General features: G+C 65.5%; 18 protein-coding genes. 14 read left to right on the top strand and 4 right to left on the bottom strand.

Annotated elements, in window-relative coordinates:
* The first annotated feature begins 78 nt into the window (after positions 1-78).
* The 10 genes from ACRQ5Q_RS39860 to ACRQ5Q_RS39815 all read left to right on the top strand — a co-directional run bounded on the left by ACRQ5Q_RS39860 (position 79) and on the right by ACRQ5Q_RS39815 (position 10,268).
* Positions 79-1,026, top strand: a complete 948-nt coding sequence (locus tag ACRQ5Q_RS39860) for an aminoglycoside phosphotransferase family protein (RefSeq protein WP_439395253.1) — start codon at positions 79-81, stop codon at positions 1,024-1,026.
* 327 nt (positions 1,027-1,353) lie between these two features.
* Positions 1,354-2,976 (top strand): ABC transporter substrate-binding protein, encoded by a 1,623-nt coding sequence (locus ACRQ5Q_RS39855; RefSeq protein WP_439395251.1) that lies wholly within the window; start codon positions 1,354-1,356, stop codon positions 2,974-2,976.
* 209 nt (positions 2,977-3,185) lie between these two features.
* Positions 3,186-4,199 carry an ABC transporter permease gene (locus tag ACRQ5Q_RS39850; protein ID WP_439371807.1) on the top strand — a complete coding sequence of 338 codons (1,014 nt, stop codon included), beginning with the start codon at positions 3,186-3,188 and terminating at the stop codon, positions 4,197-4,199.
* A 3-nt stretch (positions 4,200-4,202) separates the two neighbouring features.
* Positions 4,203-5,102: an ABC transporter permease gene (locus ACRQ5Q_RS39845; RefSeq protein WP_439371806.1), complete on the top strand. Its 900-nt coding sequence runs from the start codon at positions 4,203-4,205 to the stop codon at positions 5,100-5,102.
* Between the two features lie 265 nt (positions 5,103-5,367).
* Complete coding sequence (locus ACRQ5Q_RS39840) at positions 5,368-7,215, top strand: dipeptide ABC transporter ATP-binding protein (protein WP_439395249.1); 1,848 nt, start codon at positions 5,368-5,370, stop codon at positions 7,213-7,215.
* A gap of 22 nt (positions 7,216-7,237) precedes the next feature.
* The gene (locus ACRQ5Q_RS39835) at positions 7,238-7,417 is read left to right on the top strand and encodes a DUF4089 domain-containing protein (RefSeq protein ID WP_439371804.1); all 180 of its coding nucleotides are present in this window, start codon (positions 7,238-7,240) and stop codon (positions 7,415-7,417) included.
* Positions 7,418-7,424: 7 nt separating this feature from the next.
* On the top strand, positions 7,425-8,819 hold the full coding sequence (locus tag ACRQ5Q_RS39830; protein WP_439395247.1) for an AtzE family amidohydrolase: 1,395 nt from the start codon (positions 7,425-7,427) through the stop codon (positions 8,817-8,819).
* Between the two features lies 1 nt (position 8,820).
* A complete protein-coding gene (hpxZ, locus tag ACRQ5Q_RS39825; RefSeq protein ID WP_439395245.1) occupies positions 8,821-9,213 on the top strand; it encodes an oxalurate catabolism protein HpxZ in 393 nt (130 codons plus the stop codon).
* Between the two features lie 4 nt (positions 9,214-9,217).
* Entirely contained in the window at positions 9,218-9,940 is a 723-nt protein-coding gene (locus ACRQ5Q_RS39820) for a GntR family transcriptional regulator (protein WP_439371801.1), read from the top strand.
* Between the two features lie 112 nt (positions 9,941-10,052).
* Positions 10,053-10,268: a hypothetical protein gene (locus tag ACRQ5Q_RS39815; RefSeq protein WP_439395243.1), complete on the top strand. Its 216-nt coding sequence runs from the start codon at positions 10,053-10,055 to the stop codon at positions 10,266-10,268.
* A 15-nt stretch (positions 10,269-10,283) separates the two neighbouring features.
* Here the strand turns inward: ACRQ5Q_RS39815 and atzF are convergent, their stop codons facing one another.
* Together atzF and ACRQ5Q_RS39805 are read right to left on the bottom strand one after the other, a co-directional pair.
* On the bottom strand, positions 10,284-12,086 hold the full coding sequence (gene atzF, locus ACRQ5Q_RS39810) for an allophanate hydrolase (protein WP_439371799.1): 1,803 nt from the start codon (positions 12,084-12,086) through the stop codon (positions 10,284-10,286).
* 193 nt (positions 12,087-12,279) lie between these two features.
* A complete protein-coding gene (locus ACRQ5Q_RS39805; protein ID WP_439371798.1) occupies positions 12,280-12,774 on the bottom strand; it encodes a MarR family winged helix-turn-helix transcriptional regulator in 495 nt (164 codons plus the stop codon).
* Between the two features lie 148 nt (positions 12,775-12,922).
* On the opposite strand from ACRQ5Q_RS39805, the gene ACRQ5Q_RS39800 reads away from it, so the two are divergent.
* Positions 12,923-14,770 (top strand): feruloyl-CoA synthase, encoded by a 1,848-nt coding sequence (locus tag ACRQ5Q_RS39800; RefSeq protein WP_439371797.1) that lies wholly within the window; start codon positions 12,923-12,925, stop codon positions 14,768-14,770.
* 410 nt (positions 14,771-15,180) lie between these two features.
* On the opposite strand, the gene ACRQ5Q_RS39795 is transcribed toward ACRQ5Q_RS39800, so the two are convergent.
* Positions 15,181-15,687 carry a MarR family winged helix-turn-helix transcriptional regulator gene (locus ACRQ5Q_RS39795; RefSeq protein WP_439395241.1) on the bottom strand — a complete coding sequence of 169 codons (507 nt, stop codon included), beginning with the start codon at positions 15,685-15,687 and terminating at the stop codon, positions 15,181-15,183.
* Positions 15,688-15,768: 81 nt separating this feature from the next.
* Between ACRQ5Q_RS39795 and ACRQ5Q_RS39790 the strand changes: the two genes are divergently transcribed.
* The 3 genes from ACRQ5Q_RS39790 to ACRQ5Q_RS39780 are packed head-to-tail and all read left to right on the top strand — an operon-like array spanning position 15,769 to position 18,577.
* Entirely contained in the window at positions 15,769-16,977 is a 1,209-nt protein-coding gene (locus ACRQ5Q_RS39790) for a cytochrome P450 (protein WP_439395239.1), read from the top strand.
* A 12-nt stretch (positions 16,978-16,989) separates the two neighbouring features.
* Positions 16,990-17,313 (top strand): 2Fe-2S iron-sulfur cluster-binding protein, encoded by a 324-nt coding sequence (locus ACRQ5Q_RS39785; RefSeq protein ID WP_439371794.1) that lies wholly within the window; start codon positions 16,990-16,992, stop codon positions 17,311-17,313.
* Between the two features lie 52 nt (positions 17,314-17,365).
* A complete protein-coding gene (locus ACRQ5Q_RS39780; protein WP_439375758.1) occupies positions 17,366-18,577 on the top strand; it encodes an ABC transporter substrate-binding protein in 1,212 nt (403 codons plus the stop codon).
* Between the two features lie 326 nt (positions 18,578-18,903).
* Here ACRQ5Q_RS39780 and ACRQ5Q_RS39775 read toward each other — a convergent pair whose 3' ends face one another.
* Complete coding sequence (locus ACRQ5Q_RS39775) at positions 18,904-20,166, bottom strand: NAD(P)/FAD-dependent oxidoreductase (RefSeq protein WP_439371793.1); 1,263 nt, start codon at positions 20,164-20,166, stop codon at positions 18,904-18,906.
* Positions 20,167-20,178: the final 12 nt, after the last annotated feature.

The raw sequence follows: 20,178 nt of genomic DNA, 5'->3' as shown, positions 1-20,178 counted from the left end.
CCTGAGGAGCCCGCCAAAGCGGGCGTCTCGACGGATGGGACCGCGGGGAAACTGATTTTGAAATGCATCAAGGTCGCAATGTCGCTGAAACTGCCTCACATCATCGACTCCAAAAGCTTTCGCATCTTTCGCGCCGACCGCGCGCGATGGCTGGGAATCGCGCTCGACATCGCGCGCGGCCACGGTCTCGATATCAGCGCGCCTCACGTCTTCGCGACAGGCACCAATCTCGTGGTTGGCTTCGGCGAGAACCTGATCCTGAAGGTCTTCCCGCCGCTGCTTCGCGCGCAATTCCTCTCCGAACGAGGTTCGCTGACGCAACTTGCCGGCCGGCTGTCCTTGCCCATCCCCGAGATCGTCGCGGAAGGGGTGCGCGACGGCTGGCCCTATCTCGTCATCACCCGCCTTGCCGGCACGCTCGGCTCGGAGGTGTGGCCGTCCCTGGCGGAAGACCAGAAGGAGCGTGTGCTGCGCCAGATCGGCGAGACCATCGCCTCGGTGCAGCGCGCCCCGCTCGGTCCGCTCGCACACATCGAGCCGCGCTGGGACGACTTCATGCGTGCCCAGATGCGGGGCTGCCGTGCGCGGCACGAACGCCTCGGCCTTGCGCCGAAATTCCTCGAAGGCCTCGACGATCTCCTGCGCGATGCGGCCGCGCTGATTCCGATGGATGCGCCGCCGGTGATCCTGACCGGCGAATACATCCCCGAGAATTTCCTGCTCGGCCGCGATGACGGCGCATGGTCGCTCAAAGGCCTGTTCGACTTCGGCGACGTGCGCGCCGGCTGGCGCGACTACGATTTGCTCGGCCCCAGCGCCTTCATGGCCGCCGGACGGCCGGGGAGGGTGAAGAGCCTGCTCGAAGGTTTTGGCTATGCGAAGCTCGACTTCGCGCTCAAGCGCCGCCTGATGGCGCTGATGCTGCTGCACCATGCCAGCGACCTCAACAGCCACATCTGCATCGAGGGCTGGCAGGAGAGGGCGGGTGATCTGATCGAGCTGCAGGATTTGATCTGGGCAGGCTGACGACCCACCCGTCATTGCGAGCGCGGCGAAGCAATCCAGAACTGTCTCGGCGGAAAGATTCTGGATTGCTTCGCTGCGCTCGCGACGAGGTTATGCCGGGGCAAGTTGTGGTGACAAATCGGGCTCCGCGCATGCCAGCCTGTTTTATAGTCAAAATCACAGCTTTGTATGCAATGATTGGCTTTGATCAGAAAGTATCCCTCGGTGCGAACAGAAATATTCTTGTTCTATATCAATAGTTTATTCGTGGCGTGAGCTTCCCTTAATCCTTGGCACGAACCTTGCGAAGCCCGTTCCAACCAGAAACTTTTGTGTTGGAGCGATTTCATGAAGCGCCGCGATTTCCTCAAGTCCGTTTCCGGATTGGCCGCTGGCGCGGCGCTTCCGGCCATGCCCTCGGTGATCTCCTCGGCCAGGGCCGATGCGCGCTCGGAGACGCTGCTGATCGTCTCGGAGGGCGGCCCCAACAATCTCGACATCCACGGCGTCGGCACCAACGTGCCCGGCTATGAGGTGTCCTGGAATTGCTACGACCGGCTGATCAGCCACGAGATGAAGAGCGGCCCCGGCGGCGTGCCCTATTACGACCGCGACAAGTTCAAGGGCGAGCTCGCCGACGACTTCAAGATCGACGACATGTCGGTCACCTTCAAGCTGAAGAAGAACGCCAAATTCCACGACGGCGCGCCTGTTACCGCCAAGGATGTGAAATGGTCGCTCGACCGCGCCGTCAGCGTCGGCGGCTTCCCCACTTTCCAGATGAGCGCGGGCTCGCTGACCAAGCCGGAGCAGTTCGTCGTGGTTGACGATTCCACGGTGCGCGTCGATTTCGCCAAGAAGGACCGGCTGACGATTCCCGATCTCGCGGTCATCGTGCCCTGCATCGTCAACTCCGAGCTGGTGAAGAAGAATGCGAGCGAGAAAGACCCGTGGGGTCTCGAGTTCACAAAGCAGCAGACCGCAGGCTCCGGCGCTTACAAAGTCACAAAATGGACCGCCGGCACCGAAGTGATCATGGAGCGCAGCGAGGATTGGGTCGGTGGTCCCCTGCCCAAGATCAAGCGCGTGATCTGGCGCATGGTGCCGCAGGCCGGCAACCGTCGCGCGCTCTTGGAGCGCGGCGACGCCGACATCTCCTACGAGCTGCCGTTCAAGGATTTCCAGGAGATGAAGGCGAACGGCAAGCTCAACGTGGTGTCACTGCCGTTCTCCAACGGCATCCAGTACATCGGCATGAACGTCACCAAGCCGCCGTTCGATAACGTCAAGGTGCGGCAGGCGATCGCCTATGCGCTGCCGTACCAGAAGATCATGGACGCGGTGCTGTTCGGCCTCGGCAATCCCATGTTCGGCGCGCCCCTGGACAAGGCCACCGAGGTCGCCTGGCCGCAGCCGCACAAATACAACACCGACATGGAGAAGGCGAAGGCGCTGCTGGCCGAAGCCGGCTACGCCAACGGCTTCGAGACCACGATCTCGTTCGATCTCAACTTCGCCGGCGTCAACGAGCCGCTCTGCGTGCTGGTGCAGGAATCGTTGGCTCAGCTCGGCATCAAGACCACCATCAACAAGGTGCCCGGCGCCAACTGGCGCACCGAATTGAACAAGAAGGAGATGCCGCTCTTCACCAACGTGTTCTCGGGCTGGCTCGATTACCCCGAGTACTTCTTCTACTGGTGCTATCACGGCAACAATTCCGTCTTCAACACCATGAGCTACAAGTCGGCGGAGATGGACAAGCTGATCGACGGCGCGCGCACCGCCGCCGCCACCGGCGACACCGCGACCTACGCCACCGACGTGAAAGGTTTCGTCGACCTCGCCTTCGCCGACATCCCGCGCATCCCGCTGTACCAGCCCTTCGTCAACGTCGCGATGCAGAAGAACATCAGCGGTTACCAATACTGGTTCCACCGCAGGCTCGATTATCGCGCGATGGCGAAGGGGTGACGCGTGATGGGTGAGGTGAGCACGCTCTTCAGGCTTCCTCCCCCCTTGCGGGGGAGGGTTGGGGAGAGGGGTAGCCACGAACTCCGATCCCTCCCGGAGCCACCCCCCTCCCTAGCCCTCCCCCACAAGGGGGGAGGGAACGCAGCGGAGCGCGCGAGGGCTAGGTCGCCTCTCATCGGCAGAGCTTCGTCATCCTGGAGTCTCATCCCATGCTGACCATGATCGGCAAGCGCCTGATGTTTGCGATTCCCTCGCTGATCGGCGTCGTCATCGTCACCTTCCTGCTGACGCGTGCCCTGCCGGGTGACCCGGCCGCCTACTTCGCCGGCCCCGCGGCGACGAAGGAAGCCGTCGAGCAGATCCGGAAAAAGCTTGGTTTCGACAAGCCGCTGGTCGAGCAGTTCTTCCGCTACGCCAACGATCTCGCCCACGGCGATTTCGGCAACTCGCTGACCACGGGCCAGCCGGTCGCGACCGAGATCCGCAACCGCCTGCCGGCCTCCGCCGAGCTCACGCTGCTCGGCCTCATCGTCTCCATCGTGATCGCCATTCCGCTGGGCGTGCTGGCCGCGACACGGCCGGGGTCATGGATCGATCATCTCTGCCGGGTCACGACGACGGCCGGCGTGTCGCTGCCGGTGTTCTTCACCGGCCTCGTGCTGGTCTATGTCTTCTATTTCCGGCTCGGCTGGTCGCCGGCGCCGCTCGGCCGCCTCGACGTGTTCTACAGCGCGCCGCCGACGGTGACGGGCTTCTATCTGATCGACACGCTCATCGCGCGCGATGTCGAGGCGTTCCGTTCGGCGCTGAGCCAGCTCATCCTGCCCGCGACGACGCTCGCGATCTTCTCGCTGGCCCCGATCGCGCGCATGACGCGCGCCTCGATGCTGGCGGTGCTCGCATCCGAATTCGTCCGCACCGCGCGCGCCAGCGGCCTGTCGCCGGCGACCGTCATCGTCACCTACGCCTTTCGCAACGCGATGCTGCCGGTCATCACCACGCTCAGCATGGTGTTCTCGTTCCTGCTCGGCGCCAACGTGCTGGTGGAGAAGGTGTTCGCCTGGCCCGGCATCGGTTCCTACGCGGTGGAAGCGCTGATCTCATCGGACTTCGCGCCGGTACAGGGTTTCGTGCTGACCATGGCGGTCATGTACGTGCTGCTCAATCTCGTGATCGACATTTTGTACGGGGTGATCGATCCGCGCGTCAGGTTGGAGGGCTAAATCATGAGTTCGGTTGCGCCTGCTGTTGAACCTGTCGGTCCCGCCCGCACGTCCGGCCTCGTCGCGGTGCTCGAACAGACCCGTTACGTCCTCGGCGAGAACAAGGTCACGGGCTTTGCCTTCGCGCTGCTCCTGATCATCGTGTTCGCCGCGCTGCTCGGCCCGTATGTGGTGCCCTACGATCCGCTCGCCTCCGACACCGCCGCCGCGCTGAAACCGCCATCGGCGGCGCACTGGTTCGGCACCGACCAATTGGGGCGCGATATCTTCAGCCGCGTCATCGTGGCCACGCGGCTCGATTTCTTCATCGCGATCGCCTCGGTCGTGCTGGTGTTTTTTATGGGCGGCCTCGCCGGCATCGCCGCGGGCTATTTCGGCGGCTGGACCGACCGCATTGTCGGCCGCATCGCCGACACCATCATGGCCTTCCCGCTGTTCGTGCTCGCCATGGGCATCGTCGCAGCCCTCGGCAACACCGTGCAGAACATCATCCTCGCCACCGCGATCGTGAACTTCCCGCTCTACGCCCGCGTCGCGCGCGCCGAGGCCAATGTCCGCCGCAATGCCGGCTTCGTGCAGGCCGCGCGTCTCTCAGGCAACGGCGAATTCCGCATCCTGCTGGTGCACATCCTGCCGAACATCATGCCGATCATGATCGTGCAGATGTCGCTGACCATGGGCTACGCCATCCTCAACGCCGCGGGCCTGTCCTTCATCGGCCTCGGCGTCCGCCCGCCGACCGCGGAATGGGGCATCATGGTCGCCGAAGGCGCGGGCTTCATGGTCTCAGGCGAATGGTGGATCGCGCTGTTCCCGGGCCTTGCCCTGATGATCGCCGTGTTCTGCTTCAACCTCCTCGGCGACGGCCTGCGCGACATCGTCGACCCCCAGAGGAGGACGTGATGGCCGGATTCGAGTGTGTCAAACCACCATGTGAGGAGGGCGCCACTCTCTCATTCCCTCCCCCCTTGTGGGGGAGGGGCAAAGAGGGGGGTAGCCACGAACTCCGATCTCGCTTGGGGCCACCCCTCTCCCCGACCCTCCTCCACGAGGGGGGAGGGAGCGAGACAGCTTTGCCCTCCTCACGCGCAAAATTCCTCAATGATTCCAATCCTCATTCTACTGTGCATGGGGTTGTTTTCGACGCCTTGAGCGACGGGAGCCGCCCATGACCGCCCAACCCCTGCTCGACGTCCAGGATCTCACGGTCGAGTTCACCACCCGCCGCGGCATCGTGAAAGCAGTGCAGCACGTCAACATCGCCGTCGCCAAGGGCGAGACGCTGGCCATCGTCGGCGAGTCCGGCTCCGGCAAGTCGGTGACGTCCTACGCGGTGATGCGCATCCTCGACCGCGCGGGCAAGATTGCCGAGGGCTCGGTGATGTTCTCCGGCGTCGACGTGAAGGCGGCGACCGAAGACCAGATGCGCGACCTGCGCGGCCGCGAAGTCTCGATGATCTTCCAGAACCCGCGTGCGGCGCTGAACCCGATCCGGAAGGTGGGCGACCAGATCGAGGACGTGCTGCGCACCCATGTGCAGCAGGCCCAGGTCAAAGATCACGGCGAGAAGGCGATCGAGGCGCTGGAGCAGGTCAAGATCGCCCGCCCGCGCGAGCGCTATCACGCCTATCCGTTCGAGCTCTCCGGCGGCATGTGCCAGCGCGTCGTCATCGCGCTCGCGCTCGCCTGCAATCCGCAGCTCCTGATCGCGGACGAGCCGACCACCGGGCTCGACGTCACCACGCAGAAGGCGGTGATGGATCTGATCGTCGAACTCACGAAACGCCGCGCGATGTCGACCATCCTGATCACGCACGATCTCGGCCTCGCCGCTGCCTATTGCGACCGCGTGGTCGTGATGGAGAAGGGCCGCGTGGTCGAGACCGCGAAAGCCGCGGACATCTTCGCGAGCCCGCAGCACCCCTACACCAAGAAGCTGATGCGCGCGACGCCGCGGCTCGGCGTGTCGTTGAGAGACTTGCTGCCTGAAGAGGACGCCGCTGTCTTCGCCTCTCCCCGCGTGCGGGGAGAGGCCGACGCGCAACGCGCGGCGGGTGAGGGGGACGCGCCACGAGCCGAGTTCGCGGAGGCGGCCCCTCACCACGACCCTCTCAGCGCGAGCGAAGCTCGTCGCGGCCCCGTGAAGGACGGGGAGAGGGAGCAGACCAGCGCAAGCGACCAGCCCCTCCTCCGGATCGAAAAGCTCGTGAAAGAGTACCCCCGCCAGGGCGCCACGGCCGTGCTCGGCAAGCTGTTCAGCCGCAAGCCGCCGGTCGAGCCGGATGTGTTCCGCGCCGTCGACGGCATCAGCTTCTCGATCGGCCATGGCGAGAGCGTCGGCCTCGTCGGCGAATCCGGCTGCGGCAAATCGACCACGTCCATGATGGTGATGCGCCTCTTGGACCAGACCTCCGGCCTGATCGAGTTCGACGGCGAGGACATCGGCGCCATCCAGCCGGCATCATTTGCCCGGCTGCCGCAGCGCAGCCGCATCCAGATGGTGTTCCAGGATCCGACCGACAGCCTCAACCCGCGCTTCACCGCGGCGCGCGCCATCGCCGACCCGATCATGCAATTGGGGGACATCAAGGGGCGCGACGCGCTGCGCGCCCGCTGCGAGGAGCTGGCTACCATGGTCGGGCTGCCGCACAATCTGCTCGACCGCTTCCCGCACCAATTGTCCGGCGGCCAGAAAGCCCGCGTCGGCATCGCCCGCGCCATTGCCCTGCATCCGAAGCTGGTCATCCTGGACGAGCCGACCGCGGCGCTGGACGTCTCGGTGCAGGCCGTGGTCCTCAACCTGCTGCAGGATCTCAAGGCGCGGCTAGGTATGAGCTATCTGTTCGTCTCGCATGATTTGAATGTAGTGCGCTTGTTGTGCGATCGTGTCATTGTGATGCGGACGGGGCGGATCGTCGAGGAAGGCTCTTCCGAGCAGGTCCTCAGCGATCCCCAGGACGACTACACCAAGGAGCTGCTGACGGCGATCCCGCATCCGCCGTTGCCGGTCCACTGAGAATTGATTGTTTGGGAGCGTGATGGCCGAGCCGCTGGACGACTATATCGACGCCGTATCGAAAGCGCTGGCGCTGCCGGTCGAGGAGGCCTTCAGGCCCGCGATCCGCGCCAACCTCGAAGTGTCGCTGCGGCTCGCCCGCCTGGTCGACGAATTCGAACTGCCGGACGAGACCGAGCCGGCGCCGATCTTCACCGCCTGATGCTGCCATGACCGCCAAGCCAGAGATGAATGCGGCCGACATCGCCAAAGCGGTGGCCGGCGGCAAATTGTGCGCGCTCGATGCCACCGAAGCCGCTCTTGCACGCATCAAGCAGCACGACGGCATCCTCAATGCCTTCACCGACGTGACCGCCGAGCGCGCCCGTGCGAAAGCGCGCGCGATCGACGCGGACGTCGCGGCGGGCAAGACCGTCGGCCCGCTCGCCGGCGTGCCCTTCGCGGTGAAGAACCTGTTCGACGTCGCGGGCCTTGCCACGCGCGCCGGCTCGAAGATCAACCGCGACCTCGCGCCCGCCAGGCGCGACGCCACCTTGATCGAGCGGATGGAGGCGGCCGGCGCCGTCCTCGTCGGTGCGCTCAACATGGGCGAATACGCCTACGACTTCACCGGCGAGAACATCCATGACGGTCCCTCGCGCAATCCGCATGACACCACCCGGATGAGCGGTGGCTCCTCCGGTGGCTCGGGCAGCGCCGTCGGCGGCGCGCTGGTGCCGATCGCGCTGGGCTCCGACACCAACGGTTCGATCCGCGTGCCGTCCTCGTTCTGCGGCATCTTCGGTTTGAAACCGACCTATGGCCGGCTCTCTCGTGCCCGCTCGTTCCCGTTCGTGGCGAGCCTCGATCATCTCGGGCCGTTCGCGCGCTCCGTCACCGATCTCGCGCTCGCCTATGACGCGATGCAGGGTCCGGACGCGGATGATGGCGCCTGCACCACGCGCGGGTTGGAGCCGACGCTGCCGTTGATCGCAAATCCAATCTCGGATTTGCGCATCGCGATCGCCGGCGGCCACTTCCAGACGAACGTGTTTCCGGAAGCGGTCGAAGCCGTCGGCCGCGTTGCCAAGGCGCTGGGCGCAACGCGAATCGTCGACATCCCCGAAGCCTCGCGCGCCCGCGCGGCGGCTTACGTCATCACCACCACCGAAGGCGCATCGCTGCATCTCGATCGCCTGCGCAAGCGCCCGAACGATTTCGATCCTGCCGTGCGCGACCGGCTGATCGCGGGCGCCATGGTTCCTGCGCCGATGGTTGATCGCGCGCAAAAATTCCGCCGCTGGTATCGCGCGCAGCTCGCGGAGATCTTCAAATCGGTCGACGTGCTGCTCGCACCCGCAACGCCCTGCACCGCGCCAAAACTCGGCCAGGTCAATTTCAGCCTCGACGGCGTCGAGTTGCCGGTGCGCGCCAATATCGGCATTCACACCCAGCCGATCTCCTTCATCGGCCTGCCCGTCGTCGCCGTCCCGGTGCCGCTCGAGCCGTTGCCGATCGGCGTACAGATCATCGCCGCGCCCTGGCGCGAGGATATTGCGTTGCGTGTCGCGTACGCCCTGGAACAGATGGGCGTCGTATCCGCGCCCGCACCAAGAGGATTCTGAAATGGAGATCGATCTCCCCGAGACGATCGCGGAAGTCAAAGCCGCGTTCGAGCGCTATGAGCAGGCCCTGGTCAGCAATGACGTCGCCGTGCTCGGCGAATTGTTCCGCAACGATCCCCGCACGCTGCGCTACGGCATCGGCGAGAACCTCTATGGCTACGAGGCGATCTCCGGCTTCCGCGCCGGCCGTTCGCCGGTCGGACTGAATCGCCGGACCGCGAAAACCGTAATTACCAGCTATGGCCGCGACACGGCGGTGGCATCCACCTTGTTCTATCGCGACACGGCGCCCGGCAAGGTCGGCCGGCAGATGCAGACGTGGATACGTTTCCCGGAGGGCTGGCGCGTCGTCGCCGCTCATGTCAGCATCATCGACGAGCCGAAAGAGACCTGATCGAATGACGCTTGACGATCTTCCGCCCGGGACACTGCCGGCCGAGCCGGTGGTGCCCCGCGTCGACCGGGCACTGCCGTCGGTGCTGAAGGTCACGCGCGCCGAGGAGCTGCGTCTTCAGCTTGCCGACGAGATCGTGCGTGGGACCCTGGCCCCGGGCTCACCGCTGGACGAGACCGACATCGCGCGGCGCTTCAGCGTGTCGCGCACGCCGGTACGCGAGGCGCTGCGCCAGCTGGTGGCGAGCGGCCTGGTCGAGGCGCGGCCCCATCGCGGCGCAGTGGTGGCGCAGCCGTCGATCGAGCGGCTGAAGAGCATGTTCGAGGCGATGGCCGAGCTCGAGGCGCTGTGCGCCGGCCTTGCCGCCGAGCGCATGTCCCCTGCCGAGCGGCATGCGCTCGAGGCCGTCCACGAAGAGCTGCGGCTCTTGAGCTACGCCGGCAATCCCGAGCGCTTCCACGAGGTCAACGAGCGCTTCCACAACACGATCTATGCGGGCTCCCAGAACGGCTACATCGCCGAGATCACGCTGGCCACGCGCGTGCGGGTGCAGCCGTTCCGCCGCGCCCAGTTCCGCAACCTCGGCCGCCTCGCCAAATCGCAGGCCGAGCACGACCGCGTCGTCGTCGCCATCATGCGCGGCGACAAGCAGGGCGCTGCGGCTGCGATGCGCGCGCACATCGAACTGGTGCGCGGGGAGTACGAGATCTACGCAGTGTCGGTTTGAGTTCCCGGTTGACCTTCGCGCGTTCACTGCGAGGTGAAGCAGCGGTGACTGCTGCCGGGAACCCGGCTTTGCCCCGATCGTTTTCTCTCATCGATCGATGAGGAGAAACATCATGGCATCCTCCGAGAAAGATCCGCGGCATCACACCCGGAAGATGAAACAGCGTCTCCAGGAGACGGTAACGCATCTGCGCGAAGACATCCGCAAGGTCGACGAGCCGCAACTCGCGGCGATGTTCGAGACCTCGGCCGAAGTGCTGGCCGGCCTCATCAAGGCGTTCGAGGACTACGAGAAGAAGAACGAAGCCGCCTGGCGCAAATCGGCGTGAGAGCGCGGTCGACGTCTACGCCGTCGCTGCTTCCGCCATGAACTTCCGCCAGCCGCCGTAGCTCGTGATGTCGCGGGCTTCGCCCAGCACTTCCGGCTCGACGAGGAAACCCTTCACGCTGCGCCCATCGGCGAGTCTGATCGTGCCGATCGCCATCGGCGCCGGTATCGCATTCACAAACTTGCCGAACGCAGCCGCCGAGAGCGACCAGATCTCCAGCTCGATCGCAGCGCCCTTGCCGGCCTCGACGCGCAGCATGCCCGGCTTCGGCGGCGTGGTCTGAAGCGCATAGAGCTTGTAGTCCGGCGCAGTCCTTGTCGCCTCGACCAGCTTGCCGCTCAGCGCCTTCAACTCGCCGTTCAACGTCATGCCGGAGAGATGAGCGCCGACCACTGCGATCGGAATCTCGTCGCCGCCGGTCGCAGGCAGCGGCGCGAGCGGTGTTTGCGCCACGTCTTTCGCGCCGACGGTCAGCTTCGTATCCGCATGGAACACGCGCCCGATGCTCGCGAGCAGCGCATCGCGTCCTGCCGGCGCGAGCAGCGTGATGCCGAACGGAATGCCGTCGCTGCGCATCGCTGCCGGGACCGCGAGGCCGCAGAGGTCGAGCAGGTTGACGAAATTGGTGTAGGTGCCGAGCCGGCTGTTGAGCTCGATCGGATTGGCGAGCACCTGCGCGGTCGTGTAGGCGGTCGGGGCGGTCGGCAGCACCAGCGCGTCGATGTTCGCAAACGTGCGCTCGGCGATCTTGCGCAGGCCCTGCAGGCGATAGAGCGCCGAGAAGGTTTCCGCGGCGGTGAGCCGCGCGCCGGCGGCGGTGATCTCGCGCGTGACCGGATGGATTGAGTCAGGTGCCGAGGCGAGCAGGTTCTTGATCACGAGATAGCGCTCGGCGACCCAGGGACCTTCATACAGCAGTCGCGCCGTCTCGTAGAACGGCTCGAGGTCGAACTCGACCAGCGTTGCGCCAAGCGCGGTCCAGCGCTTCAGTGCATCGCCGTAAGCCGCTTCCGCCTTCTTGTCGCCGAAGAAGATCAGCTGTCCATTGCGCGGCACGCCGAGGCGCAAATTCGCGGGGAACGGCGTAAGTGCGCCAAGCGGCCGGTCGCGCGAAAACGGATCGGCCTGGTCCGGTCCGGCCATCACCGACAGCGCGAGCGCGGCGTCGTCCACCGTCAAGGCGAACACCGAGATGCAGTCGAGCGTGCGGCAGGCCGGCACGAGGCCCGCGGTCGAGATCATGCCGAGGCTCGGCTTCAGCCCGACGATGTTGTTGAGCATCGCCGGCACGCGGCCGCTGCCTGCGGTGTCGGTGCCGAGTGACAGCGGGACGAGGCCGGCGCCGACGGCGGTTGCCGATCCCGAGCTCGATCCGCCGGGAATGAGGTCCTCCCGGGTCGCGTTGCGGGGGATGCCGTAGGGCGAGCGCACGCCGACGAGGCCGGTTGCGAACTGGTCGAGATTGGTCTTGCCGATGATGATGGCGCCCCCGGCGCGCAGGCGCTCCACCGCGGTCGAATCATGCGTCGGCGTGTAGGAGAAAGCCGGGCAGGCCGCCGTGGTCGGAAAGCCCAGCGCGTCGATATTGTCCTTCACCGCGACCGGAACGCCATAGAGCGGCAGGTTGGCCGCATTCTGCGTGGCGAGCTTTTCCGCTTGCGCGATCGCGTCCTTCTCCTCGCGCAGGCTGATGAAGACGGCGGGATCGTTGTGGTCGCGGATGCGCTGATAGGTCCGCGCGATCGTCTCGGCGGGGGTCAGCGTGCCCGCGCGATGTGCGGCCACAATCGCGGCGATCGTTTCAGGCTCGGCCCCCATGGCATCCAAACTCCGGCAACATGCTTCACCCGGACGGAAGCAAGCGATGTGCCATTGTGTACAGAATCCGGGCAGGGCACGTGCGCCGGATATTATCGTGGGATCAGTGAGTTGGGGGATATTTCGGCGCCACGGCAGGTGGTCGTGCCAGCGCCCTGTTCCGGGCATCTGCATAAAGATTGGGCGGATTGGATCAGGTGAAGCCCGCAAGGATGCGAAGCAGCCGCTCCCGGTTCTCCTTGCCGATCTTGGCCTCGACATTTCGCTCGTGCTCGGCCGCCAGCCGCTTGAACTTCGCCAGCGCGGTGGCGCCCTGCGTGGTGAGGTGCAGCGCGTGGGAGCGCCGGTCCTCCTTCGACTTGATGCGCTTCACCAGCTTGCGCTGTTCGAGGCTGTCGAGCAGGTGCACCAGACGGGCGCGCTCGATGCCAAGGCGCTTTGCCACCGCCATCTGCGACAGGCCCGGATTGGCGCCCACCACCGTCAGCACCGAATATTGCGTTGGCCGGATGTCGACATCGCCGAGCGTCTTGATGAAGTCCTGGAAAATCCAGAGCTGGAAGCGCCGCACCGCATAGCCGGCGTGGCCGACCAGTGCGTCGAGGCCGATTTCGTCGTCGTCATTGCGTCGCACTGCGCCGTTGCCGGATCGTTGACGCGGGGACGTCAGGGCTGCGTTGGCTGTCACGTTGTGTCTCCTGCCGCGGAACCATAGCGTCTCGACAGCCACAGCGAAAGATTGTTGTTGACGACAACAATTGTCATGCCCGACATTATGGCCAAAGCAGTCCGGAACGAGGCTGCGGCCGACCGCTGATACGGGGGAGGAGGGAACCATGACAAGCGCCGCTCGCGGTGAAGCTTCGAACCTGTTCGCAGCGCCCAACACGGTCGCGGAGCATCGCGCGGACGGCACCATCGTGCTGCGTTCGCCCGAGCCTCTGCGCGAAAGCGCGCGGTGCATCGGCGACTGGCTGGAGCAATGGGCGCGGCAAACGCCCGACACGATCTTCCTCGCTGAACGCGGCAATGTTGATGCGCCATGGACCACCGTCACCTACGCGCAGGCGCTGCGGCGGGTGCGCGGGACGGCGTCGTGGATCCTCGCGCAAGGCCTCAGCGCGGAGCGCCCGCTCGCGATCCTCTCCGACAACAGCATCGACCACGCACTGCTCGCGCTTGCCGCCCAGCATGTCGGCGCGCCCTCGGCGGCGATCTCCCCGGCCTACTCGCTGATGTCGAAAGATTTCGACAAGCTCAAGAGCATGATCGCGCTGCTGGAGCCCGGCGCAATCTATGTCTCCGCGACCAAGCCGTTTGCGGCAGCGCTCGCTGCGATCAAGCCGCTGCACCGGGCGCCTATCATCAGCGGCAATGCGGATGACGCCGATGCGCTGGCCTTCCGCACTGTTGCGGCAACGCCGGAGAGTCCGGAAGTCGCAAAGGCCTTCGCTGCGATCACGCCTGATACGATTGCAAAATTCCTGTTCACGTCGGGCTCGACCGGCACGCCCAAGGCCGTCATCAACACCCAGCGCATGCTGACCTCGAGCCAGCAGGCCAAGGCGCAGACCTGGACATTTCTCGAGCGCAGCCGCGACCTCGTCATCCTTGACTGGCTCCCCTGGAGCCATACGTTCGGCGCCAATCACAATTTCAACCTCGTGCTGCGCAATGGCGGCTCGCTCTATATCGACGGCGGCAAGCCCGCGCCCGGCCTGTTTGCGACCTCACTCGCCAATCTGAAAAGCGTGATGCCGACGGTCTATTTCAACGTGCCGCGCGGCTTCGACATGCTGATCGGGGCGCTGCGCGGCGACGAGCAACTGCGTCGCCGCTTCTTCAGCGAGGTCAAATTCGCGTTCTATGCCGGCGCGGCGCTGCCGCAGAATCTCTGGGATGCGCTCGAGCAGCTCTCCGTCGAGACTGTCGGCCGGGCGCTTCCGATGGTCTCGGCCTGGGGATCGACCGAAACCTCGCCGCTCGCCACCGACTGTCATTTCCTGGCCGAGCGCTCCGGCAATATCGGCGTGCCGATTCCCGGCACCGAGCTGAAGCTCGTTAGGTCAGCCGACAAGCTGGAGGTGCGGGTGCGCGGTCCCAACGTCACGCCGGGCTATTGGAAGGCGACCGAGCTGACGAAGCAGGCGTTCGACGAGGAGGGGTTTTATCGCATCGGCGATGCGGTGAAGCTTGCCGATCGCGAACGGCCGGAGCGCGGCCTGTTCTTCGACGGGCGCGTCGCGGAGGACTTCAAGCTCAATTCCGGCACCTGGGTCAGTGTCGGTACGCTACGCGTTGCCGGCATCGCCGCGCTGGCGCCGCTCGCGCAGGACATCGTCGTGTCGGGCCACGGCGGCGACGAGGTGCGCTTCCTGGTGTTTCCGAACATCGGGGCCTGCCGCGCTCATGCGGACCTGCCCGAGACGGCAGCGGTGAGCGATGTGCTGGCGCATGGCAAGGTCCGCAGCGCGATCGCTCAGGGTCTCGCAAGACTGAAGCAGCAGAGCGCAAACTCCTCCGGCCACGCCACGCGCGCGTTGCTGCTCGCCGAGCCGCCATCGGTCGACGGCGGCGAGATCACCGACAAGGGCTACATCAACCAGCGCGCCGTGCTGACGCGGCGCGCTGAGGCGGTGGCCCGACTGAACGACGATGCGTCGGGGGAGTGGATCGGGCTGTAGCCGCTGGTAGATCTAGTCGGAGTAAGGCCACGCTCAGTCCACCCGTCATTGCGAGCGCAGCGAAGCAATCCAGAATCCCACCGTGGAAAGACTCTGGATTGCTTCGCGGCGCTCGCAATGACGGAGAATGGTCGACGGCCTCGTGCCAAGAGGGACTATCCCCCGCCCCACCCTCTCCCCGTAAGAACGGGGAGAGGGAATGAAGGGCCCCCAACTACGGCAGCCAACCTGTCACGATATATTTTGTTGCCTAAGCAACTAATTTGTGCGAACCGTTCTGGTGAAGGTCGACGGTGGAAGAACTGCCGCGGCCGCTCTCGGAGGAAACAATGCTTGGCAGGAGAGGTGCCGCGGGCAAACGCGGGCGTATGGCTGACAGTGGCGGTGCGAATCGCGCGCGGCGCGGCGCGTCAGGTGTAGCTGCCGTCCGTCACCGCGCCGAGATTCTCGTGCAGCCGGCGAAGCAGGTCGATCAGCACCTCGCGCTCGTCCTTGCTCAGGCAGGACAACAGGCGCCGCTCACGCTCGAACGCTGCCACGATCACCTTGTCATGGGTGGCGCGGCCCCTCGCGGTCAGGGAGATCGAATGGGTGCGGCCGTCATTGGGGTCGGTGCGGATCGAGATCAGCCCGCGCTTATCGAGGCCCGCCAGCGTCCGGCTCACCGGACCCTTGTCGAAGCCGATGACGTGGCAGATGCGCGAGGCGGGAATGCCGGGCTCGATCGCCAGCAGCGACATGATCCGCCATTCCGTGACGTTGACGCCGAACTGCTTCTGGTAGAATGCGGTCGCGCTGTTCGAGAGCTTGTTGGCGATGAAGGTGATGAACGCCGGCACGTAACGCTCGAGGTCGAGCGTCGGCCCAGCATCCGTGGGCGCGGGCTTCTGGCGGGCTCTGGTCGAGGACGGCGGCATATCGGTACTGACTCGCGGCGTGCCGAAAGACCTAAGGGCATGCGCCGCCCTTTCACAAGATTAAAATGAGGGAGGACTTCAATGAGCGCACCCGGCTCCGCCGTATCAGGCGTCCCGCATCTCGACGTCGACCCCTTCGACATGAAGTTTTTCGCCGACCCCTATCCCACCCATGAGCTGCTGCGGGAGGCGGGGCCGGTGGTCTATCTCGATAAATGGAAGGTCTACGGTGTGGCGCGCTATGCCGAGGTCCATGCCGTGCTGAACGATCCTGCCACCTTCTGCTCCAGCCGCGGCGTCGGCCTGTCAGACTTCAGGAAGGAGACGCCCTGGCGGCCGCCAAGCCTGATCCTGGAGGCCGATCCCCCCGCGCACACCCGCACCCGCGCGGTGCTGTCGAAGGTTCTGTCGCCGACGGTGATGAAGCAGGTGCGGGACCGTTTTGCCGCGGCGGCTGAGGAGCGGGTCGATGCGCTGCTGCAGAAGCGCAGCTTTGATGCGATCACCGACCTGGCCGAGGCCTATCCGCTGTCGATATTTCCCGATGCGCTCGGGCTGAAGGCCGAAGGCCGCGAGCATCTGATTCCCTATGCCAGCGTCGTATTCAACGCCTTCGGGCCGCCCAACCAGCTCCGCCAGGAGGCGATCGAACGTTCGATGCCGCACCAGGCCTATGTCGCCGAGCAATGCCAGCGCGAGAACCTCGCGCCGGGCGGCTTTGGCGCCTGCATTCATGCGCAGGTCGACGAGGGCGCCATCACGGCCACCGAGGCGCCGCTATTGGTGCGCTCGCTGCTGTCGGCCGGTCTCGATACCACCGTCAATGGCATCGGCGCGGCGGTCTATTGTCTCGCACGCTTCCCCGATCAGTGGCAGCGCCTGCGCAGCGATCCCTCGCTGGCGCGGGGCGCCTTCGAGGAGGCGGTGCGGTTCGAGAGCCCCGTGCAGACCTTCTTCCGCACCACGACGCGCGAGGTCGAGCTGTCAGGCGCGCGGATCGGCGAGGGCGAGAAGGTGCTGATGTTTCTTGCTGCTGCCAATCGCGATCCCAGGCGCTGGGACAACCCTGACAGCTACGACGTCACGCGCCGCACCTCCGGCCATGTCGGCTTCGGCTCCGGCATCCACATGTGTGTCGGCCAACTCGTCGCCCGCCTCGAAGGCGAGGTGATGCTGACGGCGCTGGCCCGCCGCATCTCGAAGATCGAGATCACGGGCCAGCCGAAGCGCCGCTTCAACAACACGCTGCGCGGGCTCGACAGCCTGCCTGTCACCATCACCCCGGCCTGACGAGGAGCTTTGATGCCCGCTATCACCTTCATTCATCCCGACGGCAAGTCCGACCGTATCGAGACCGCAGGCGGCGAGACCGCCATGCAGGCCGCGACCCGTCGCGGCCTCGACCGCATCCTCGCCGAGTGCGGCGGCAACGCCATGTGCGCGACCTGCCACGTCTATGTCGACGAGAGCTGGCTCGCGCGCCTGCCTGCGATGGCCGACGACGAGGACGCGCTGCTCGACGGCACCGCCGCCGAACGGCGGCCGAACAGCCGGCTGTCCTGTCAGATCAACATCACGCCTGAACTCGATGGGCTCGTGCTGCGTCTGCCGGAGCGGCAGGTCTGAAACTTCGATCGTGCCGGCAACGACCGGCAATCAGCAAGCAGGGGAGGGAATGATGAAGCATCTGAAGTGGTCGCTCGCGCTGGCCGCGAGCCTGGTGACCGGTGCGGCGAGTGCCGAGATATCGGACAACGTCGTGCGCATCGGCGTGCTCAACGACATCTCGGGCATCTTCCAGGACACCAACGGAATGGGCTCGGTCGAGGCCGCGCGCATGGCCGCGGAGGACTTCAACGGCGGGGCTAAGGGCATCAAGGTCGAGATCGTCTATGCCGATCACCAGAACAAGGCCGATGTCGGCAACGCCATCGCGCGCAAATGGCTCGATGTCGAAGGCGTCGATGCGATCGTCGACGTGCCGAATTCGGCGGTCGGCCTCTCCATCAACACGCTGCTGCGCGACAGCCGGATGACGTTCCTGGCCTCGTCGACGGCAAGCTCCGATCTCACCGGCAAGGCGTGCTCGCCGAACACGATCCAGTGGGTCAATGACGCCTGGGCGACCGGCAACACGACCGCAGCCGCAATGATGTCGCGCGGCGGCAAGGACTGGTATTTTCTGACGGTCGACTACGCCCTCGGCAAGGGCATCGAGGCGGAGGCGCAAAAATACATCGAGGCGCATGGCGGCAAGGTGCTCGGCTCGTCGAAGCATCCGCTCGGCACGTCCGATTTCGCGTCGTTCCTGCTGCAGGCGCAAAGCTCGAAGGCGCAGGTGATCGGGCTTGCCAATGCCGGTGGCGACACCATCAATGCGGTGAAGCAGGCCGCCGAGTTCGGCATCCAGCAGAGCGGGCAGAAGCTCGTCGCCTTCCTGCTGTTCATCAACGACATCCACGGCATGGGGATCAAGGTTGCCCAAGGCCTCCAGCTCATGGAAGCCTTCTACTGGGACATGAACGACGATACCCGAGCGTTTGCAAAACGCTTTGCCGCACGTCCCGGCATGAACGGCAAGATGCCGAGCGGCAACCAGGCCGGCGTCTATGCTTCCACGCTCGCCTATCTCAATGCGGTTGCGGCCACGGGCAGCGACCATGCCAGGGATGCCGTCCCCGAGATGAAGAAGTTCAAGGGCAAGGACAAGCTGTTCGGCGACACCACGATCCGCCAGGACGGCCGCGTCGTGCATCCCATGTACCTGTTCGAGGTGAAGAAGCCGGAGGAGTCGAAATACCCCTACGACTATTACAAGCTGGTCTCGACCATTCCCGCGGACCAGGCGTTCCGCCCGCTGGCGGAGGGCGGGTGCGAACTGGTGAAGTAGCTGTTGCCGCGAGCGCCGCTGCACCCTCTCGCCTCTCCCCGCCTGCCGGGAGAGGCCGACGCGCTCCGAGCGATGCGGAGCATCGTCCGGTGCGTGGCGGGTTAGGGGGAGCTTCCAGATGTTTGCGGGAACGTCGATCTTTCGACACGTCATTGCGAGCGCCGCGAAGCAATCTAGAATCCCACCGCGGAGAGGCTCTGGATTGGTTCGCTGCGCTCGCAATGACGATGGGGAAATACCGATGAACTCAACTCTCACTGTCTCTGCGGAGAGAGCCCCTCACCCTAACCCGCTCCCCGTAAGAACGGGGAGAGGGGGCAGGCGTCCTACGCCACCTTGCTCGATCCCTGCGTGATCAGCCGCGCCGCGCGCTGGTCTCGCGCGTAGATCCAGAGCCAGCTCAGCGCAACGCTGAGACGGTGGCGGAGGCCGATCAGGAAGTAGATGTGGGCGATGCCCCAGATCCACCACGCGATGGTGCCGCGCAGCCGCACCTTGCCGAAATCGATGATCGCGAGGCGCTTGCCGATCTGCGCGAGGTTGCCGGAATGCTTGTAGCGGAACGGACCCGTCGCAGCGCCGCGCAGCCGTGCCTTGATGGTTTCCGCGACATGTCGTCCCTGCTGCTTGGCCGCCGGTGCGATGCCGGGCACCGGCCTGCCGTCCCAGGCGTTGATGCTGACGGTATCGCCGATCGCGAAGATCTCGGGATGGCCGGGAATCGTCAGGTCAGCCTCGACCTGCACACGCCCGGCGCGATCGCTAGGTGCACCGAGCCATTCGGCCGCGGGCGAGGCGCGCACGCCGGCGGCCCAGATCCTCGTCTTCGCCTCCAGCAGCTTGCCGCCGAACACGACGCCCTCGCGGTTGATCTCGGTGACGGCCCGCCCGAGCACGACCTCGACGCCGATCTTTTCCAGCGAGGCCTGCGCATAGGCCGACAGCTCGTCGGGAAAGCCGGCGAGTACGCGCGGGCCGGCCTCGATCAGCACCACGCGCGCCTTGTGGGTGTCGATGTTGCGGAAATCGGCGGGCAAAGTGTGATGCGCCATCTCGGCGATGGTGCCGGCGAGTTCGACGCCGGTCGGGCCGGCGCCGACGATGACGAAGGTCAGCCGCGCGGCGCGCCGCTTCGGATCGGTCTCGCGCTCGGCGCGCTCGAACGCCACCAGGATGTGCCGGCGCAGCGTGGTCGCATCCTCCAGCGTCTTCAGGCCCGGCGCCCATGCCTCCCACTCGTCATGGCCGAAATAGGCGTGCCGCGCGCCGGTCGCGAGCACCAAGGTGTCGTAGGGCACTTCGCTGCCGTCGTCGATCAGCACGCAGCGCCTGTCCGCATCGACCCCACCCACCGTCGCAAATAGCGTCGTCACCTCGCGTCGGTCGCGCATGAGATGGCGGATCGGCCAGGCGATCTCGCTGGTCGCGAGCGAGGCGGTCGCGACCTGGTAGAGCAGCGGCTGAAAGAGATGGTGGTTGCGGCGGTCGATCAGCGTGATCTCGACCGGGGCACCCGCAAGTCGGTAGGTGGCTTCCAACCCGCCGAAGCCGGCGCCGACGATGACGACGCGATGGGGATTTGCGGCCATGATGCACCTCGA

Origin of the sequence: Bradyrhizobium sp. PMVTL-01, assembly GCF_051861855.1 — a bacterium.
Taxonomy (GTDB): domain Bacteria; phylum Pseudomonadota; class Alphaproteobacteria; order Rhizobiales; family Xanthobacteraceae; genus Bradyrhizobium.
The sequence above is the reverse complement of the archived record's forward strand: the minus strand, read 5'-3'. Positions and strand labels throughout refer to the sequence as shown.